This window comes from Acinetobacter sp. 70_2 (assembly GCF_056736115.1).
On record NZ_JBWZIP010000015.1, the window covers coordinates 335,177 to 354,792 of the forward strand.

13 protein-coding genes are annotated in these 19,616 nt (G+C 39.0%); 2 read left to right on the plus strand and 11 right to left on the minus strand.

The features are described 5' to 3' along the window. Positions 1-13 precede the first annotated feature (13 nt). The 6 genes from AC1PJ9_RS10580 to ahcY all read right to left on the minus strand — a co-directional run bounded on the left by AC1PJ9_RS10580 (position 14) and on the right by ahcY (position 9,870). Positions 14-1,252 carry a multifunctional CCA addition/repair protein gene (locus AC1PJ9_RS10580; RefSeq protein WP_311086864.1) on the minus strand — a complete coding sequence of 413 codons (1,239 nt, stop codon included), beginning with the start codon at positions 1,250-1,252 and terminating at the stop codon, positions 14-16. A 91-nt stretch (positions 1,253-1,343) separates the two neighbouring features. After that, positions 1,344-3,614, minus strand: a complete 2,271-nt coding sequence (locus tag AC1PJ9_RS10585) for an NADP-dependent malic enzyme (protein ID WP_151817803.1) — start codon at positions 3,612-3,614, stop codon at positions 1,344-1,346. A gap of 236 nt (positions 3,615-3,850) precedes the next feature. Further along, positions 3,851-6,703: a putative bifunctional diguanylate cyclase/phosphodiesterase gene (locus tag AC1PJ9_RS10590; protein WP_311086865.1), complete on the minus strand. Its 2,853-nt coding sequence runs from the start codon at positions 6,701-6,703 to the stop codon at positions 3,851-3,853. 134 nt (positions 6,704-6,837) lie between these two features. Beyond that, positions 6,838-7,560, minus strand: coding sequence for a 16S rRNA (uracil(1498)-N(3))-methyltransferase (locus tag AC1PJ9_RS10595; RefSeq protein ID WP_311086866.1), 723 nt, complete (start codon positions 7,558-7,560; stop codon positions 6,838-6,840). A gap of 18 nt (positions 7,561-7,578) precedes the next feature. Then, positions 7,579-8,415: a methylenetetrahydrofolate reductase [NAD(P)H] gene (gene metF / locus AC1PJ9_RS10600; protein WP_311086867.1), complete on the minus strand. Its 837-nt coding sequence runs from the start codon at positions 8,413-8,415 to the stop codon at positions 7,579-7,581. Between the two features lie 72 nt (positions 8,416-8,487). Beyond that, positions 8,488-9,870, minus strand: coding sequence for an adenosylhomocysteinase (ahcY, locus tag AC1PJ9_RS10605; RefSeq protein ID WP_311086868.1), 1,383 nt, complete (start codon positions 9,868-9,870; stop codon positions 8,488-8,490). A gap of 221 nt (positions 9,871-10,091) precedes the next feature. Between ahcY and AC1PJ9_RS10610 the strand changes: the two genes are divergently transcribed. Continuing rightward, positions 10,092-10,628, plus strand: coding sequence for a cysteine peptidase family C39 domain-containing protein (locus AC1PJ9_RS10610; protein WP_212511087.1), 537 nt, complete (start codon positions 10,092-10,094; stop codon positions 10,626-10,628). A 38-nt stretch (positions 10,629-10,666) separates the two neighbouring features. Here the strand turns inward: AC1PJ9_RS10610 and AC1PJ9_RS10615 are convergent, their stop codons facing one another. The 3 genes from AC1PJ9_RS10615 to lipA form a co-directional block, all read right to left on the minus strand. Continuing rightward, on the minus strand, positions 10,667-11,050 hold the full coding sequence (locus AC1PJ9_RS10615) for a carboxymuconolactone decarboxylase family protein (RefSeq protein WP_000043121.1): 384 nt from the start codon (positions 11,048-11,050) through the stop codon (positions 10,667-10,669). A 103-nt stretch (positions 11,051-11,153) separates the two neighbouring features. Further along, entirely contained in the window at positions 11,154-13,619 is a 2,466-nt protein-coding gene (locus AC1PJ9_RS10620; protein WP_311086869.1) for an acyl-CoA dehydrogenase, read from the minus strand. 281 nt (positions 13,620-13,900) lie between these two features. Beyond that, the gene (lipA, locus tag AC1PJ9_RS10625; protein WP_001289255.1) at positions 13,901-14,914 is read right to left on the minus strand and encodes a lipoyl synthase; all 1,014 of its coding nucleotides are present in this window, start codon (positions 14,912-14,914) and stop codon (positions 13,901-13,903) included. A 196-nt stretch (positions 14,915-15,110) separates the two neighbouring features. Between lipA and sthA the strand changes: the two genes are divergently transcribed. Continuing rightward, on the plus strand, positions 15,111-16,523 hold the full coding sequence (sthA, locus tag AC1PJ9_RS10630; protein ID WP_004700414.1) for a Si-specific NAD(P)(+) transhydrogenase: 1,413 nt from the start codon (positions 15,111-15,113) through the stop codon (positions 16,521-16,523). A 243-nt stretch (positions 16,524-16,766) separates the two neighbouring features. On the opposite strand, the gene AC1PJ9_RS10635 is transcribed toward sthA, so the two are convergent. After that, complete coding sequence (locus AC1PJ9_RS10635; RefSeq protein WP_311086870.1) at positions 16,767-17,981, minus strand: MFS transporter; 1,215 nt, start codon at positions 17,979-17,981, stop codon at positions 16,767-16,769. A 170-nt stretch (positions 17,982-18,151) separates the two neighbouring features. Beyond that, on the minus strand, positions 18,152-19,498 hold the full coding sequence (locus tag AC1PJ9_RS10640; protein WP_311086871.1) for an MFS transporter: 1,347 nt from the start codon (positions 19,496-19,498) through the stop codon (positions 18,152-18,154). Positions 19,499-19,616 lie beyond the last annotated feature (118 nt).

Sequence of the window (19,616 nt, forward strand, 5' to 3'; positions counted from 1 at the left end):
TTATGACTACTGATTAAGAGTGGCTAAGACTTTGATGTTGGTTTTTAAACTCAGCTAAAGCCTCAATTCGATATTGAATGAGCATTTCACCAATTTCCGCACCTTTAATGTTCTCTGGTAAATCCTGAACTTTAATAGAGCGAACAATCTGCATGGCTTCACGCATATATTGAGCTTGAGGATACGGACGATCTTCTAGTCCTAATCTTCCTTTTGCATCGCATTCACAGGCTTGGACAAAAGCCTCAACTCTTTCTGGGCGACGTAAAACATCTAAGCGCTGTAATAGACGCCATAAAGTGCCTGGTTTTAATGACATAATCTGGTGGCATTTTAAATGTTCTTTACACACTGATAATGCCAATTGCTTGGTTTGTGTTGGAACTCTTAAACGCTCACATAATTGAGTAACCGGTCTAATTCCACGTTCTTCATGCATGATATGACGAGGAAGCTCATCGGCTGGAGTAAGCGCTTTACCCAGATCATGTACTAAAACAGCAAAACGTACATCGAGTGAATAATTCGATTTACAAGCTTGTTGCAGAGACATGAGGGTATGAACGCCACAATCTACCTCTGGATGGTATTCAGGGCGTTGAGGCACACCGAATAACGCATCAATCTCAGGGAAAAGATGTTTCAATGCGCCGCAATCACGCAAAGTTTGGAAATAAATATCAGCATGAGTTTCCATTAAAGCGCGAGAAGTTTCTTTCCAGACACGCTCTGGTGTTAATGCATCTAGTTCGCCTGACTCTGCCATGGTTTGCATAAGCTGCAAGGTCTCAGGAGCAATTTGAAAACCATATGGGAAATATCGAGCTGCAAAACGAGCAACACGTAAAACCCGTAAAGGATCTTCAGCAAATGCTTCCGAAACATGACGCAAAATTTTATTTTCTAAGTCGCTTTGGCCACCATATGGATCGTATATTTTGCCGTCTTGATCCATGGCTATTGCATTAATAGTTAAGTCACGACGAATTAAGTCGTCTTCTAAACTTACAGTGGTATCAGTAAAGAATTGAAAACCGTGATATCCCTGACCAGACTTTCGCTCGGTTCGTGCAAGTGCATATTCTTCTTTGGTTTGGGGATGAAGAAACACAGGGAAATCTTTGCCTACAGGTTGGAAACCTTGGGCGAGCATGTGTTCCGGCGTTGCACCGACCACAACATAGTCTTTTTCTTGATAGGGGTGCCCAAGTAAATAATCTCGAACAGCACCGCCTACTAAATACACTTGCATGAAAAAACCTCTATTCTTCAAGCAATCATGCTACAGAATAGAGGTTTTCTCAAGTCATTAGAAAGGCTTTTCGTAAAAAGCGGTTTCTAAATTACTTTTCTTGTTGTTGAATCTCAGCAACTGTTAAAGCAGTCATATTGATAAGACGGCGAGTCGTCGCTGTAGGTGTCAAAATATGAACTGGTTTAGCAGCACCTAGCAAAATTGGACCAATTGTAACGTTGTTACCAGAAGTTGCTTTTAACAAGTTAAATGAAATGTTTGCTGCATCTAGGTTCGGCATAATAAGCAAGTTTGCTGAACCTTTGAAGCGTGAACCTGGGAAAGCATATTGACGAATGCTTTCGTCTAATGCTGCATCACCATGCATTTCACCTTCAACTTCAAGCTCAGGAGCTTGCTCAGATAAAATACGATAAACTTCACGCATTTTTTGAGCACTTGAATCAGTCTGGTCGCTACCGAAACTTGAGTGAGAAAGTAAAGCTACACGTGGTGTAATACCAAAGCGACGTACTTCTTCAGCTGCTAAAATTGTCATTTCAGCAAGTTGTTCAGCAGTCGGGTTAGTGTTTACATACGTATCAGCAATAAACAAGTTACGGTCTTCAAGCATTAATGCATTTAGCGTAAAGAAGTTGTTCATACCTTCTTTAAGGCCAATAACGTTACGTACGAAATCAAGGTGAATGTTATAGCTACTGTAAGTACCACATAACATACCGTCTGCTTTACCAAATTTAACCAGAAGAGATGCGATTAAAGTTGAACGACGGCGAGCTTCACGTTGAGCATATTCAACAGTAATGCCTTTACGTTGCATTGTTTGATAGTAGTCTTTCCAAAACTCTTCATACATTGGGTTTTGTTCTTGATCTACAATCTCAATGTTCACGCCATGTTGTAAACGTAGGCCTAATTTTTTGATATTTGCTTCAATGACTGCAGTACGACCAACTAAAATTGGTTTAGCTAAATCTTCATCAACTGCAATTTGAACAGCACGTAATACGCGCTCATCTTCACCTTCAGCGTATGCAATACGTTTAGGATCTGTTTTTGCTTGAGCAAAGATTGGTTTCATCAAGAATGCTGAGTTATAAACAAACTCAGAAAGTTTTTGACGATATGCAGAGAAATCTTCGATAGGACGAGTTGCAACACCTGAGTCCATTGCAGCTTTAGCAACAGCAGGCGCGATTTCTAAAATCAAGCGTTGGTCAAGTGGACGTGGAATTAAGTAGTCACGACCAAATGAAGCAGATTTTTCACCATATGTTGCAGCATCAGCTTCTACATGAGCCATACGTGCAATTGCGTGTACACATGCAATTTTCATATCTTCGTTAATGGTTGTCGCACCTACATCAAGTGCGCCACGGAAGATATAAGGGAAACATAAAGCGTTGTTTACTTGGTTCGGGTAGTCCGAACGACCAGTTGCCATGATGACATCAGGACGTACTTCATGTGCATGTTCAGGTAAAATTTCTGGATCCGGGTTTGCCAAAGCAAAGATAATTGGATTTTCAGCCATTTGTTTCACCATATCTTTGGTGAGAATACCCGCAGCTGAAAGACCCAAGAACATATCTGCACCAGCCATTACTTCATGTAATTGCGTCGCTTTAATGTCTTGTACATAACGTTTTTTAGATTCATCTAAGCCTTCACGTGAAGTCGTAAGTAGACCACGAGAATCGGCAACAATGATATTTTCTTTATTTACGCCTAGAGCGCAAAGTAAATCTAAACAAGAAAGGGCAGCAGCACCTGCGCCTGAAGCAACAATTTTGATTTCTTCAATTTTCTTGTTAACCAGTTGTAGAGCATTTAATAATGCTGAACCTACAATAATACTTGTACCGTGTTGGTCATCATGGAACACAGGAATTTTCATGCGTTCACGAAGTTTCTTCTCGATATAGAAACATTCTGGCGCTTTGATATCTTCAAGGTTAATACCGCCGAAAGTTGGTTCTAATGAAGCAACAATATCAACGATTTTATCTGGATCGTTTTCAGCAATTTCAATATCAAATACGTCAACACCAGCGAACTTTTTGAACAGAACGCCTTTACCTTCCATTACTGGTTTAGAAGCTAATGGACCAATGTTACCTAAACCAAGAACCGCAGTACCGTTACTTACAACAGCAACCAAGTTGCCACGTGCAGTGTATTTTGCAGCAGCTGAAGGATCACGTTCAATCTCTAAACATGGAGCAGCAACCCCTGGTGAATAAGCTAGAGCCAAATCTCGTTGGTTGACGAGTTGCTTACTAGGCGTGACGCTGATTTTCCCTGGATTTGGATATTCGTGGTAATTTAAAGCGGCCTGTTTTAAAGATTGATCGTCCATCTGAGTCTCTATTTGATACAAAAAAGCAAACTAGTCAAATCACTCATTTAGGGGGAGGCAACTCAGTTCTTTTACTATGCTTTAATTTTTACCAATTAAGAGAATAGTAGACGAATTGCCAATAGCCCCGTAGTGAGCTAAATGCTAAAGAATATAACACTACTTCTTTATTTCTCACAGTCAAAAACGCTCATTTTTGGAAAAACCAGCGCATGTAAAATAGACTGTTAAAACAATTATGAAATATACGTATTTGATTGTAGATATTGAATAATCTGATTTGGATGGAGCGGGCGACTAAAGAAATAGCCTTGTAAAAAATCACATTGTTGTTTTTGTAGATAAATAACTTGCTCTTCAGTTTCAACACCTTCAGCAACCAGTTTAAGTCCCATACTTTTGCCCATTGCAATCATGGCATTGACAATAGCTTCTTGTTTTTGATCACCGATTTTCGAAATAAAGGCTCGATCAATTTTCAAAACATCAATTGGGTATTCGGTTAGATAAGCTAAAGATGAATAGCCAGTACCAAAATCATCGAGTGCGATCGAAATGTTGCGCTCTTTAATTGAGTGCAATAGTTTCTTCACATTATCGGTATTGTCCAATAAAGCTGATTCAGTAATTTCTAGTTCAATATTTGAGCCATCTAGCTGATATTTCTCTAAAAATTCATCTAAATCGTTAAGCAATAATCCACGGTGAATTTGTTGAGCCACAATATTTACAGAGACTTGAATATCTGTATAGCCAGCATTTTTCCATTCTTGTAATTGTTTGCCGACTTTATCTAAAACAACTTTACCAATATCGGAAATAAGACTACTACGCTCGGCAAAAGGAATGAACATATTTGGCATAACTAGTCCTTTTTCAGGATGCTGCCAGCGAATTAAAGCTTCAAAGCCCTTAACCGATTTATCATTTAAATTAATTTTTGGTTGGTAATAGACCACAAATTCATCATTTTGAATGGCTTTTCGTAGCTCTTGTTCTAAATCTGCTGTCTTATAGGGATTCGTTGTTTTATTACAATAGTAGCTAATAGTATTGCCACCCAAGCGTTTTGCTTCGGACAATGCTTGTTCTGCGTGGTTGTTGAGATGGTCAATTTGTCTGCCGTGCTCAGGAAAACAAGCAACTCCAATAGAGGCTGTAATAAAATATTCTTGCTGATCAATATAAAAAGGGGCATTTAATGCTTGTAATATATTTTGGCAATATTGCTCAATATTTGGGTGAATCGGTGATATTTCATAAATGATTGCAAAATCATCCCCATTTAAATAAGCAACTAAAATGGCATTAATATTAGTGAGTCGTAGACGCTGTGCGAATTGTTTTAGCAGTTCATCGCCACTATCATTATTTAGAAATTCATTAAATGCTCTAAATCTATCAATATTAATTCTTATTAATGCCAAATTTTTAAAACTATAAGAGGGATTGACTAAATACTGATGTAATTGATTGTAGTAATAAAAACGGTTAGGAAGGTGAGTTAAACTATCATAATTTTTTAAATAAGATAAATGTTGCTCTTGGCGTTTTTGCTCAGTTAAATCACGTGCAAAACCAATATAATTAATAACTTGGTTGTGTTCATCTTTCACTGCATTAATATGAAGCCATAAATAAACACTCTTACCCGATGCAAACTTTTCATCAAATTGGCCCATATATTCGCCAGTTTTTAGAAGTTGTTGAGTAATTGAGTCATGAAACTGTTGTTGCTGTAATTTCTGATTTATTGCGATGTTAAATAGCTGCTGATTTAATAATTCAGACTTTGAAAAACCAGTTAATTTTTCATAATAGGGGTTAACATCAATATAATTAAGTTTTTCATCTAGAATAAAAATTCCTTCAGCAGCTTGTTCAAGCACAATAGCGCAGAGTCTTAGATGCTCTTGATCTTTTTTTTCTTGATGAATATCTCTGGTCATTCCGACCATACGTAAAGCTTTATTGGTTTTAGGATCACGGCTAATGACACGACCTACATCATGAATCCAACGCCAAGAGCCATTACGACGTAAGATACGGAAAGTAATATTGAAATGATCAGATTTTCCTTCCAAGTGTTCTTTTAAACGCTCATCAAATAATTGTCGGTCATTGGGATGAATACGCTCTAATATGGTCTTGAGGTGTAAAGACGTATTTTGCGTTTGTTTTTGCTGATCAAAGAAAGTGATTTCTAGTTTTTGTTTTTCAATATCCCAGTCCCACGGTCGAATACCTGCGGTTTCATGGGCAAATGCTAAATTATGATGATTGCTTTCAAGCCTCTCATTCATTTTAGTTAAGTCGTATGTTCTTTCACGTACTTTTTGTTCGAGTAAATGATTATTAAATTGAAGCTGTGCCTCAATATCTTTGGATTTATTTACTTCTTGCTGAAGCTGTACACATAATTCTTCAGCCCATTGTGTATGCTGTTCTGCGACTTGTACGAGTTGTTTATTTTTAAATAGTAGTTGAGAGATTTTTTGATAGTTACGTTGAGTTGCATAAGCACAAAGTAAAGTTGCGACAAAGGCTAAGTTATAAGCAAAGTAAAAAGGAAGTTGCGTGATTTGAGAATGGGTAAATTGACTAATAATGAGTGGAACTGTACTTGGAATAAACAGTAAATAAAAATATCGGGGCTGCTGAGTCAGAAAGGTCAGGCCAATAATGTGTGCTGAGGTAATAAATAGAGCAATGAGGATATGAACATCAGAGACGGATATTAATGTAGCTGGAAGTGAAAAATGAAGAACAATTATATTTATTCCCATTAAAATTCCAGAGAGCAAACAAATACCTTGCAGCGTTAAATCAGTTTTTTTAATAAAATTAATATCACGATACTGGGTTAAAAGTTTTGGAATAAATAATAGACAAGTAAAAGTTAAAACAGTAAAGCCAATTGACCAAATAAATTTAGTAATGTAAGAAATAAAGTAACAAGAGAAAATAATGGCTGAAATCAGACAAAGTAATATTAAGCTAATCAGATACCAGCGAATATATTGAATTGAGAGCCGGAGCTGTTCAATTTTGGTTTGATGCTGTAAATATTCTTCCTGAAGGCCAGACATAAGATTTTTCTATCCTATTTTTTTACATTTATACAGAAAGAATCTGATTTATCAGTGGAAAAAAATTTAAATTAATATTCATACAGTAAAAGTAAGTTAACTTTAATTGTTGATTTAATCAATGTTCAATTAGTTTATATGGATAAAAACCGATAATTTAAAATAGATAATGCAACAACTGGGGCAGTTTCAGTGCGTAATACACGGTCTCCAATGCACCAGTTCATAAAACCTGCTTCATTGGCCTGAGTAATTTCATTTTCACTTAAACCACCCTCTGGACCAATTAAGAGAGCAAGTTCGGGTTGTATTCCTGCCAATACATCTTTTTGTTCTTTTTCCGGAGCTAAAACAAATTTAGATGCAGGAAGATCAGAAGAATTTAACCATTCATGAAGAGAAATTGGCGCTAAAACTTCTGGGACTAAGTTAAGCCCACATTGCTCGCATGCTGCAATTGCAACGGCTTGCCAATGATCTAATTTTTTTTGATCTCTGTCATATTTTAAACGCATTTCACAACGTTCACTGGTTAAAAGCTGGATTTTGCTTACACCAAGTTCGGTGGCTTTTTGAATGGCATAATCCATTCGGTCACCTTTACTCATGACCTGACCAAGAACAGCTTTAAAAGGAGCATTACGGTTTTCAGGATTAAAATTCTCAATGGTGACAAATGCATTTTTTTTATTAATTTCGGTGAGTGTCGCGAGATATTCGCCACCTTGCCCATTAAATAGCGTCGCTTGTTCTTGTAGTTGTGCGCGTAAAACACGTACCCAATGATGGAATACCGATTCAGTCAGTTGAATTGTTGAGCCAACTGTAAGTTCAGTTTCGATAAAAAAACGATTCATTGGGTACGCCTTACAAAATTAATTTAAACCAAGATCAACAACAAGTTGACGAGTTGGTTCGACTTGGTTCATTGAGTAGAAGTGCAAGCTCGGTGCACCACCTGCAATCAGGCGTTCGCATAGCTTAACAACAACTTCATGACCAAAAGCTTTAATACTTTCACTGTCATCACCATAGGCTTGTAATTGCTTACGAATCCAGCGAGGAATTTCAGCACCAGTGCCATCTGCAAAGCGAATTAAGTTGCTTGCATTGGTAATTGGCATGATACCAGGAGCGACCGGAATATTAATTCCAGCTTTCTCCAAACGCTCTATAAAATAAAAATATGAGTCTGGATTAAAGAAGAATTGGGTAATTCCTGCATTGGCACCAGCCTGTACTTTTTCAATAAAACGTTGGATATCTGAATCAAGGCTTTCAGCTTGAGGATGCATTTCTGGATAAGCTGCAACTTCAATATGAAAATGATCACCTGAGTGTTCACGAATAAAACGTACTAAATCTTGAGCATAAGGAAGCTCGCCAAGTCCAACCTGACCAGATGGTAAGTCACCACGCAAAGCGACTATACGGTCAATGCCTTGTGCCTTGTACAAATCGAGTAGTTCAGCAATACGTGTCTTATCATCGCCAATACAAGAGAGGTGAGGAGCAACAGGCGTGCCTTTACCGTTGAAATCATCAATGGCAGCAAGCGTACGCTCACGAGTAGAACCACCAGCACCATAAGTAATTGAGAAAAACTCAGGGTTTAATAGCTGTAATTCTTGGTGAACAATACGAAGTTTTTCAGCACCAGCATCAGTTTTTGGCGGGAAAAACTCAAAAGAAATAGGTGTACGTTTAGTCATGTCAAATCCTTGTAAACAGCGAAACATTATTTAGAAAAAAGGGCAGTCGGTTCACCGTCTGCCCTTAAGTTCTTAGTACTTGTAAGCGTCAGACTTGAATGGTCCCTCAACAGCTACGCCTAAATAATCGGCTTGCTCTTGAGTTAACTGAGTAAGTACACCACCAAAACCTGCAACCATTGCCGCAGCAACTTCTTCATCAAGTTTCTTAGGAAGAACTTCTACACGAATTTTTGCAGCTTTTTCACTTGCAGGAAGGTCAGCAAATTTCTCTTGGAATAAGTGAATTTGACCTAAAACTTGGTTAGCAAAAGAACCGTCCATCACGCGTGATGGGTGACCAGTTGCATTACCTAGGTTTACAAGGCGACCTTCAGAAAGAAGGATAAGGTAGTTGTTTTCGTCTTCTGAACGATAAACTTGGTGAACTTGTGGCTTAACTTCAACCCACTTGTAACCACGTAAATACGCAGTGTCGATTTCTGTATCGAAGTGACCGATGTTACATACAACTGCACCAGCTTTTAAGCTGTCTAACATTGCTGCATCACACACGTGGTAGTTACCAGTCGTTGTTACAACAAGGTCAGTGTTACCAAGAAGGTCGTGGTTAATGTCTTCTTCTTTACCTGTTTGTACGCCGTTTTTGTATGGAGATACAACTTCATAGCCGTCCATACATGCTTGCATTGCACAAATTGGGTCAACTTCTGTTACACGAACAATCATACCTTCTTGACGTAAAGATTGAGCAGAACCTTTACCTACGTCACCGTAACCGATCACAAGCGCACGGCGGCCAGATAACAACATATCTGTAGCACGTTTGATTGCGTCATTTAATGAGTGACGGCAGCCATATTTGTTGTCGTTTTTAGACTTAGTAACTGAGTCATTTACGTTAATTGCAGGTACTTTCAAAGAACCGTCTTTCCACATTTCGATAAGACGTTGAACACCTGTAGTTGTTTCTTCGGTAATACCGTGAATACGTTCTAAAAGAGCAGGGTATTTGTCGTGAACAAGAGCAGTTAAGTCACCGCCATCGTCCAAGATCATGTTGGCATCCCAAGGTTGACCATTTACATTGATTTGTTGTTCAAGACACCATACATATTCTTCTTCAGTTTCACCTTTCCAAGCAAAAACTGGAATACCGCGAGCAGCAATTGCAGCAGCAGCGTGGTCTTGAGTCGAGAAAATGTTACATGATGTCCAGCGAACTTCAGCACCTAATTCAACAAGCGTTTCAATTAGAACCGCTGTTTGAATGGTCATGTGAATACAACCAAGAATTTTTGCACCAGCAAGTGGTTTAGATGCTGCATAGCGTTTACGTAAGCCAATCAGAGCCGGCATTTCTGCTTCAGCAAGTTTGATTTCTTTACGACCGTAGTCAGCAAGTGAGATGTCAGCAACTTTGTAATCTGTAAATGAAGCATTAACCGCGTTCATCAGGATCTCCTAGGAAAAAATAGTATTGATCATTCTGTTCGCGGATGCCGTTGTTGGTTAAAACGATTGTTTAACCGATCGTCGAGCCTGGCAAAATGATCTTTAGTGCCGATCATTTGTCGCAGCATCCCTCGACTAGTGAAACATTGTACTTGGAAAAGCTTTTAGTGCCAATCCAGTTTTGTTTATTATCTGCTTAATTACGACTTTAGATTTAAATTATGGCCTTAAATATTCCCGAATCTTTGGCAAACCTCGAGGCAAACAGTGGTGTTTTTGCAGTTTGGATGGTGCTAAAGCATTATGGGGTACAAATTGATGTTGCTGAGTTAATTAAAGTTTGCCGATATGAGCAAGATGGTACCTATACCATTGCTTTAGCTGTTGCTTTAAAAAAGTTTGGATTTGATGTTTCATTTCACTCAGATAAAGATCCTAACATTAGCCCCAGCGAACGCATGAGTTATAAAGAAGCAAAGGTATTAAAAATACCAACGGGACCAGCACTGAGCTATTATGACATTCAAGTCGCAATTCAAAATGGGCAAATGGTAATCGTGTACTACGACACTTTGGATGGGGTCGGTAATCAGTCTCTTGTTTATTCTATAGATTCAAAAGAAATTTGCTTTTTTGATAGTTTTGAGCCGATGTCGGCAGCAGTTTTTGAGAATCAACGTAAAGCAGAAGGAATTTGTCGACAGGCTATTGTAATTGGTGATCGTAATTTAAATATTTATTCGACTAAATTAAATTAGATCAAAGTGAGCCAGTAGAGTTCTGGCTCAGATTGAAGTTATTGTTGTTGATATTCTTGAATCACTTCTAAAGCAGCACGAAAAGCTTCTTGAGTAGCGGGAGCACCGCAATATGGCAGACTATGCAATAAAGTTTCCTGAATCTCTTCAACTGTACAACCATTGTTGAGTGCACCACGGACATGGCCTTTAAGTTCAGTTGGCGATTTAAGTGCGGTTAGCATAGCTAAAGTAATTAATGAGCGATATTTACGTGGAAGTACACCTTCACGTTGCCAAGTTGATCCCCATGCATGTTCATTAATCCAGTCTTGTAAAGGCTGAGTAAAGGGTACGGTATTTTCTTGGGCACGTTTTACAAAAGCTTCTCCCATCACTTCTGTGCGTACTTTTAATCCATTTTCGTAATCTTGCTTAGACATTAATTTCTCCTAAAAATAAAAGCGTCGAGTGACGCTTTTATGGCTATTTATTAATTAATGCGAATCAAAAATCATTGCAATAGTGAATTGGTGGAGGCACCAGTCACACTATTTGATGAGGGTTTGACAAAGGTAGATCCTTATCGAGTTTTTCATCAAAAACATCGGTAAGCATGCTGTCAAATCGAATTGCGTTGTACTGCAATAATTGTTGAGCTTCGCTTTCAGAAATAAAGCCTTCTTTTATCGCTTGTGCAATGTTCTCTTCAAATGTAAGACCTGTAAACTTGCCTTTGGATTCAGCTTTCTTAAACTTATCCCAAAGTGGTTCAATAGTTCTTAAAATCTGGAACGTGTGCTCTAGACGGCCAGTGACATCATTAGGTTCAGTTGAATAGTACACATGGCGTTTAAGCTGCTCTCTAAACGGATGTTCTTCCATCATAAGTTCAGCGACTTGTTGTTTTAATTCATCATCTGGTTTTGAAATCACACGACCTAGCGGGAAACATACCCATTTTACAAATGTTGCTGGAAGCTTGGCTGGGAAGTTGTCAAATAGCCCCCAAAATGCTTCCTGAATATTTAAGAACGCTTTTTGTAGTGCTAGTTTTGCGTGCAATTGTTCAGCTTCAGTTTTTTGCCCAGCCTCATAAAATTTTAAAATCGCAGTAGAAATAAATAAGTTTGCATGTATATCAGCTAAACGTCCCGATAGCATTTCTTTGCGTTTTAAATCTCCTGCAAGTAAGCCAAGCGACATATCAGAAACAAGGGCGAAGTTGGCACTGAAACGGTTAATGGTTTTATAGTAACTTGAAGTGAACTGATCTGATGATTGCGGTGCATCACTTGAACCACCAGTCCAACCATAAGCAAATGATTTTGCACCGCGATTAAAGGTATACGCTAAGTGTTTAAATAACAGGTCATCGAATTTTTGAACTGCATTGGCTTTGTCTTCAGACTGAAGTAATTGCAGCTCTTCAAAAAGATAAGGGTGACAGCGCATTGAACCCTGACCAAAGATCATGAGTGAGCGGGTTAAAATGTTTGCACCTTCGACGGTAATTGCAATCGGGATGGCTTGATAGGTAAGGGCAAGGAAGTTACGAGGCCCAAGCTGAATACCACGTCCACCAGCAATATCCATGCCGTGATTAATGACTTTACGCATAGTTTCAGTTGCATAGTATTTTGCCATGGCGGTCATCACGGCAGGGGTTCCGCCTTGATTTAAACCACAAGTCACTAAATAACGGAATGCTTCAAGCATATAGGCATCACTGGCAATTTCACTGCTTGCTTCTTGCACACCTTCAAATTTGCCGACAGAAATATTGAACTGTTGGCGAATTCTCGCAAAAGCACCTACAGTTAAATAGCTCATTTCACCTGCGGCTGTAGCTAATGCTGGAAGTGAAATACCACGCCCAACACCTAAGCATTCCATCAGCATGCGCCAGCCTTTTCCGGCATTTTCTTGACCACCAATAATCCAGTCGATAGGAATGAAAACATCTTCACCCTCTACTGTTCCATTCATAAATGGAGAGCCGGGATAATGGCGTGCTCCAATTTTTACACCTGCATGGCTTGCAGGAATGAGGGCACAGGTAATACCGTATTCGGTTTTATTTTTATCGCCGAGTAGACCTTCAGGGTCATAAAGCTTAAATGCTAGGCCAACTACTGTGGCAATTGGAGCAAGCGTAATCCAGCGTTTAGAGAAATTCATGCGTAGACCAAGAACTTGAGCGCCTTCATATTCGCCGTAACACACCACACCGGAATCTGGAATGGCACCCGCATCTGAACCAGCTTCAGGACTGGTTAAACCAAAACATGGAATTTCTTCACCTTTGGCAAGACCCGGTAAGTATTGTTGCTTTTGCGCATCAGTACCGTAGTGCATGAGTAGTTCACCAGGTCCTAAAGAGTTCGGAACCATACAACTTACTGCTGCAGTTAATGAGCGTGACGCAATTTTGCTCATAATACGGCTTTGAGCAAATGAGCTAAATTCTTTACCACCAAAGGACTTGGGGATAATCAGGCCTAAGAAACCTTTATCTTTAATGAACTGCCAAACTTCAGGAGGAAGGTCTTTTAATTGATGGTGAATTTCCCATTCATTAAGCATGCTGCATAGCACTTCAACTTCATTATCGATAAAACTTTGTTCTTCTGATGAAAGTGTAGGATAAGGATACTTTTCAAATTGCGACCAATCTGGTGCACCCATAAATAATTCTTTTTCCCACCAGCTTGTTCCTGCTTCCAATGCTTCTTGTTCGGTTGTACTGATGCTTGGCATTGAATTTGCCAGAGTTTTATAAGCAGGTTTTGTAATTAAGCTAAACCGTAAAGGCTTAAACAAAATAATAATGCTAAGAGCAATAAGAGGAATCCCTAAAAGCAGTGACCATGGCATTAAAATGATTGCGGTAAGTATAGCTACCGCAATCATAAGAATGCTGCCAATGACTCTGTTTAGGTTAAAAAAGAAAATTGCCCATATTGCAGCGAGCTGAATCACAATACTTAAAACAAAGAGTAGGAAAATCATACTTGCTCCTTGCTAGATAAGCCCTCAAGTTGGAAGTTACAAAAAAGCGAGGAGAGATTTAAGGCTTAACTAGCTAATTTTTTAATGCTGTTTAAATTTAATTTTTTATGTCGCAATTGATGTATATGCTAGAGCAGGGATATATCGTGCTTTTAGATATAAGATATTTTTAAATGAATGTGTAATGGCTTGTTTTATCGATTTGTCAAGAAATGTTATTGATTTTCTTATACAAATAAAAAGCCCTCTAGTTTAGAGGGCTTTTAGAGACATTCAATTTATTAGGCTTCGACGACCTGAACCGCGATTTTTTTAGCAGGATCTACTTTACGACGAACTTCTGGAACTGGCTCACCGTGATATTGACGATCAGCAAAGTAACTTGAACGAACCATTGGCGCAGACCAGATATTTCTAAAGCCAAGTTTACGGCCATGCTCTGCATAACGTTCAAACTCTTCTGGTGTTACAAAACGGTCAATTGGCGCGTGTTGTTTAGAAGGTTGCAAGTATTGACCAATCGTCACATAGTCAACATCGTGAGCACGTAAGTCATCAAGTAATGCAATCACTTCTTCTTCAGTTTCACCAATACCTACCATCAAACCACATTTGGTTGGGATGTCAGGGCAGTATTCTTTAAACATTTTCAATAAGTTTAAAGAATGTTGGTAATCTGAACCTGGACGCATCGCTTTATATAGACGAGGTACAGTCTCAATATTGTGGTTGAAAACATCTGGTGGACATTCAGTCATAATGCGTAAAGCAATATCCATACGTCCACGGAAGTCTGGCACTAAAATTTCGAGTAATGTATTTGGACTAAGCGCACGAGCTTCTTTAATACAATCCACAAAATGTTGTGCACCGCCGTCAAGCAGGTCGTCACGGTCAACCGAAGTAATTACTGCGTATTTGAGTTTAAGATTGGCAATGGTCTCTGCCATGTGACGAGGTTCATCAGGGTCTAACGCATTTGGACGACCATGTGCTACATCACAGAACGGGCAACGACGTGTACAAATATCACCCATAATCATAAATGTTGCTGTACCACCACCAAAACATTCTGGTAGGTTAGGGCAAGCTGCTTCTTCACAAACGGTATGGAGTTTTTGAGCACGTAAAGTGGTTTTAATACGCTGAACTTCTTCTGGTGCCGTCATCTTGACACGAATCCAGTCAGGTTTACGCGGCACTTCAACCGTAGGTACAACTTTTACAGGAATTCTTGCGACTTTTTCTGCGCCACGAAGTTTTACACCCTGTTCAGGTTTACGGTGTTCTGACATATTTAACTTTTCCACTCGTTTATAGAGACATTGACATTGTATTATAGCGGAGTTCTTTGGTTAATAGCGGAAAATAACTATTCATATAATAAATGTGGTTATTCAGAAATATAGGGTTGAGAAATACATAAATTCACCGCATATTAGTCATAATCTATTATAAAATATGGTCATTCAAGAGAGGAAGGAGCTTTCAATGCCACGTAAAAAAGAGGTCGTTAGTGGGAATTTCGTTAAGTACGATGCGGTAGTTCTCGGTTCTGGACCTGCAGGTGAAGGCGCGGCAATGAAGCTTGCAAAAGCGGGTAAGCGTGTTGCAATTGTAGATGTACGTGATCAACTCGGTGGTAACTGTGCCCACGTAGGAACGATTCCAAGTAAAGCATTGCGTCAAACAGTTTCTAGTATTATTCGCTATCAACGTGATCCAATGTTTCAAAAAGTAGGTGAATGGAAACAGTTCACCATGAAACAGGTTTTGCGCAACGCACACAAAGTGATTCAACAACAGGTTGATACGCATACACGCTTTTATGACCGCAACAAAATCGGCGTATTTCATGGCCGTGCATATATTCAAGATAAAAATACAGTTTTAGTTTTTAGCCATGAAGGCATTAAAGAAACAATCATCTGTAAGCAAATCGTGATTGCGACAGGTAGTCGTCCTTATCATCCACAAGGTCTCGACTTTGACCATCCACGTGTATTTGATTCAGACAAAATTCTTGATCTTGATTACTCAATTCAAAAAATCATTATTTACGGCGCAGGCGTTATTGGCTGTGAATATGCTTCGATCTTTATTGGTTTAGATCATAAAGTTGACTTGATTAATACTCAGCAAAAACTATTAAGTTATCTAGATGATGAAATTGCCGATGCTTTGTCTTATCACTTACGTGAACAAGGTGTGTTAATTCGCCACAACGAACAAATGGATCATCTTGAAACATTTGATGACCATGTTGTTTTACACTTACAAAGTGGTAAAAAGATTAAAGCCGATGCGATTCTTTGGTGTAATGGCCGTTCAGGTAACACAGAAGGCTTAGGTCTTGAGAACGTTGGGCTAGTTCCAAACAACCGCGGTCAGCTTTCAGTAAATGATCAATACCAAACTGAAGTTGAAAACATCTATGCTGCTGGTGACGTGATTGGTTGGCCATCTCTTGCTTCTGCTGCTTATGACCAAGGGCGCTGTGCTGGCGCAAACATGAGTGGTGAAGATGCGAAGCCAGTACGTGATATCCCAACGGGTATTTACACCATTCCGGAAATCTCATCAATTGGTAAAAATGAACAGGAATTAACGGAAGAGAAAATTCCGTATGAAGTAGGTCAAGCTTCTTTCCGTCATTTGGCTCGTGCACAAATTACCGGTGATACAGTGGGTGAATTGAAGATTCTTTTCCACCGCGACACTTTAGAAATTTTAGGTATTCACTGTTTTGGTAATAACGCTGCCGAAATTATCCACATTGGGCAAGCAGTTATGCACAGCCCAAACAATACTTTGAAATATTTTGTCGAAACAACGTTTAACTATCCAACCATGGCTGAAGCTTACCGTGTAGCTGCACTTAACGGTATGAATCGCTTGTTTTGATTTTAAATAAGTTTTTCATAAAAAAGCCCGCAAACTTGCGGGCTTTTTTATTTTCATTAGACCATACGATTTTTATATTTTTATGACAACGTACAGAGCGATTTTAGCGCCTCATATCTCTAGTGTGCACAAAATGCTTGATTAAAATATTCAAATAAATCAGGTGTCTGTTTCCATAAAACGATAGAAAGAACCAGAAGAGCTACAATGAAGAAAGTCATAATTGTTTTCAAAAGTAAGGCATTATGTGTCATGAATAACAGCCTCCTCATTTACAAAGAAATGTACAATTACCCCTAATATACTCAAAGCTATTGAACATAGCCAAATCGCATTGTAATTCCCTGTTAAGTCATGGTTAACACCGCCAAGCCAACCGCCAAAGAAAGAACCAACTTGATGGGTGAAAAACACAATACCACTTAACATTGAAAGATATTTAACACCAAACATATTCGCGACAATGCCGTTTGTAAGCGGAACTGTAGAAAGCCATAGAAGTCCCATGATGATGCCAAAAATATATACCGTATAAGTGCTTAAAGGTAATAATAGAAAGGCAATGATTGCGATGCCACGGCTTCCGTAAAGTGCCATTAATAATTTAGGTTTCGAGAAACGGTCTCCCAACCAACCTGCACCGTAAGTTCCTGCAATATTAAATAACCCGACCAAAGCAAGAAATACTGTACCTGTGGCTGCATCAAAGCCCTGATCGATTAAATAGCCGGGTAAATGTACACCTAAGAAAACAACTTGGAATCCACATACTAAAAAACCTAAAGCTAACCACCAAAAGGGTTTATGTTTTCTGGCAATATTCAGTACTTGTTTAAATGTAAGCTGAGGTTGTGCAATTGCTTTTGGTGTTTGATTGCTTGGTTCTTTTAACATCCATGCAAGGGGAATAATAAGAGCAATTAACAGCGCACTGACTATTAGGGCTTCTGACCATCCCACTGTCTTAAGTAAGAGAAGGGTAGATGGCAACATAATAAACTGACCGAAAGAACCTGCTGCACTTGCAATCCCCATTGCCATACTTCTTTTTTCTGGAGGGGCAGCTCGGCCTACTGCACTAAGTAAAACTGTAAAGGAGGTTGCTGATAAAGCTAAACCAATAATAAGACCTAGGCTTAAATTCAAAATGAGTACACTTGAACTAAAAGCCATTAATAGTAAGCCGAGGGCGTAAAGTAATCCGCCAACAGCAACCACAATTTTACTGCCATATTTATCTGCGATTACGCCAGTAAAAGGTTGAACTGCACCCCAGATCAGGTTCTGCATGGCGATTGCAAGACTAAAAACATGTTGACCCCAGCCAAACTCATGGCTCATTGGGACCAAATAAAGTCCAAAACCATGCCTAACACCTAAAGAAAGAGCCAAAATAAGGGCACTACCAATCAGCATATAGATAAGTGGCTGGGAAAAGTTGTGAGCAGTTTTAGTCATCGTTAATGGAAAATTATAATAATGTGGTCATTTATTGTAGAAGATATATCGAATAATATCGATATATCTATAAAAATATTTAAGAAGAATTAAAAAGTTCGAAAGAAGTGTGGGGCATTATAAAAAAGTAAACAAGCAAAAATCATTTTGATTTCTGCTTGTTATAAAAGTTAAGCTGCAGAATTACGTTCAAGTAAAGCCTGTTCAAAAAGTACTTTTTCCTTTTCTTTGTGCTCGGTTGTGAAGCGAATCAAAATTACGCTACAACCTGCAATCATAACCAGTCCACCTAAAATAAATAGACAGGTTTGAACATCAAGTACACCTTTTAACAAGAATCCTGCTGCAACTGCACCTGCATTACCACCTGCACCAATAATTCCAGCAACACCGCCTAATGCATTGCGGTCTATAAATGGTACAAGAGCATATGTTGCGCCGCAGGCCATGTGGGTAAATAGTGCAAAAATCGTCATTGAAAGAATAGCGAGAGTGACGCCGTTCATTTGAGAGAAAAGAATTAAGAATAAACCTTCGCCCAAAATCATGAGTACAAGTACTTTAGTACGTCCATCTAAACCTTTTGTAAGTGCGACTTTATCGGAAATAATGCCGCCAAGTGCACGAGCAAATAATGCGAGAAGACCAAATATTCCGGCAGTTAAACCAGCCGTTTTTAAATCCATTTTAAACTGATCAACATAGTACATGGCTGCTACATTATGGATGAAAATTTCGATACCAAAGCATGCGCCATAAGCTACAAATAAAATCCAGACACGGTAGTTACGAGCAGCTTGCATTAAAATTGCCATACCGCCTTTTTTACCGCTGCCAACTTCAATACCTTGTGCACGAACTACTTTAAAGTTTCCTTGAGGACAGTCTTGGGTAAGTTTCCAGTAAAGGATGCCAACAATCACCATCATTACACCAGGTACGATGAGTGCAATGCGCCAGCCCATAGTCTGTTCAACACCAAACATGACAATTGCACCGAGTAATAAAGGCATTAAAGCTTGAGTTGCACCCCCACCAGCATTACCCCAACCAGCCGCTGCAGCATTTGCTGTACCTACAACGTTAGGTGCAAACATAATACTTGTATGATATTGCGTAATGACAAAGCTTGCGCCAATTGCACCAATCAGCAAACGGAAGAATAGAAAAGATTCATAACTGTTGGCAGCAGCGACACCAAATACGGGAATACTGCCGAGTAAGAGTAGGGCTGTATAGGTAATTCGTGGACCATATTTATCACAAAGTGGTCCAACAGCGAGTCGTACTAAAATCGTAATCGCAACGGCGGCAATATTAATATTGGCAATTTGATCTTTTGTTAAGCCAAATTCGCCTTTAATAACAGGCATTAATGGAGCACAGGCAAACCATGCGAAGAAGCAGACAAAGAACGCGAGCCAAGACATGTGAAAGGCACGCATGGCTGGAGTTGAGAAACTAAATAATTTAATCTCAGTTGCTTTTTTTGCATCTAGATTGATATTTGAAGACATACGCCGTCCCCCTGAACTGAACGAAATTTTAATTTGCATGACAAAATGAATTGTCTATCTGCATACCGATCAGAGCGGACGTCATTGGCCGTCTTGGTTTATCCATTGAATCGCCATT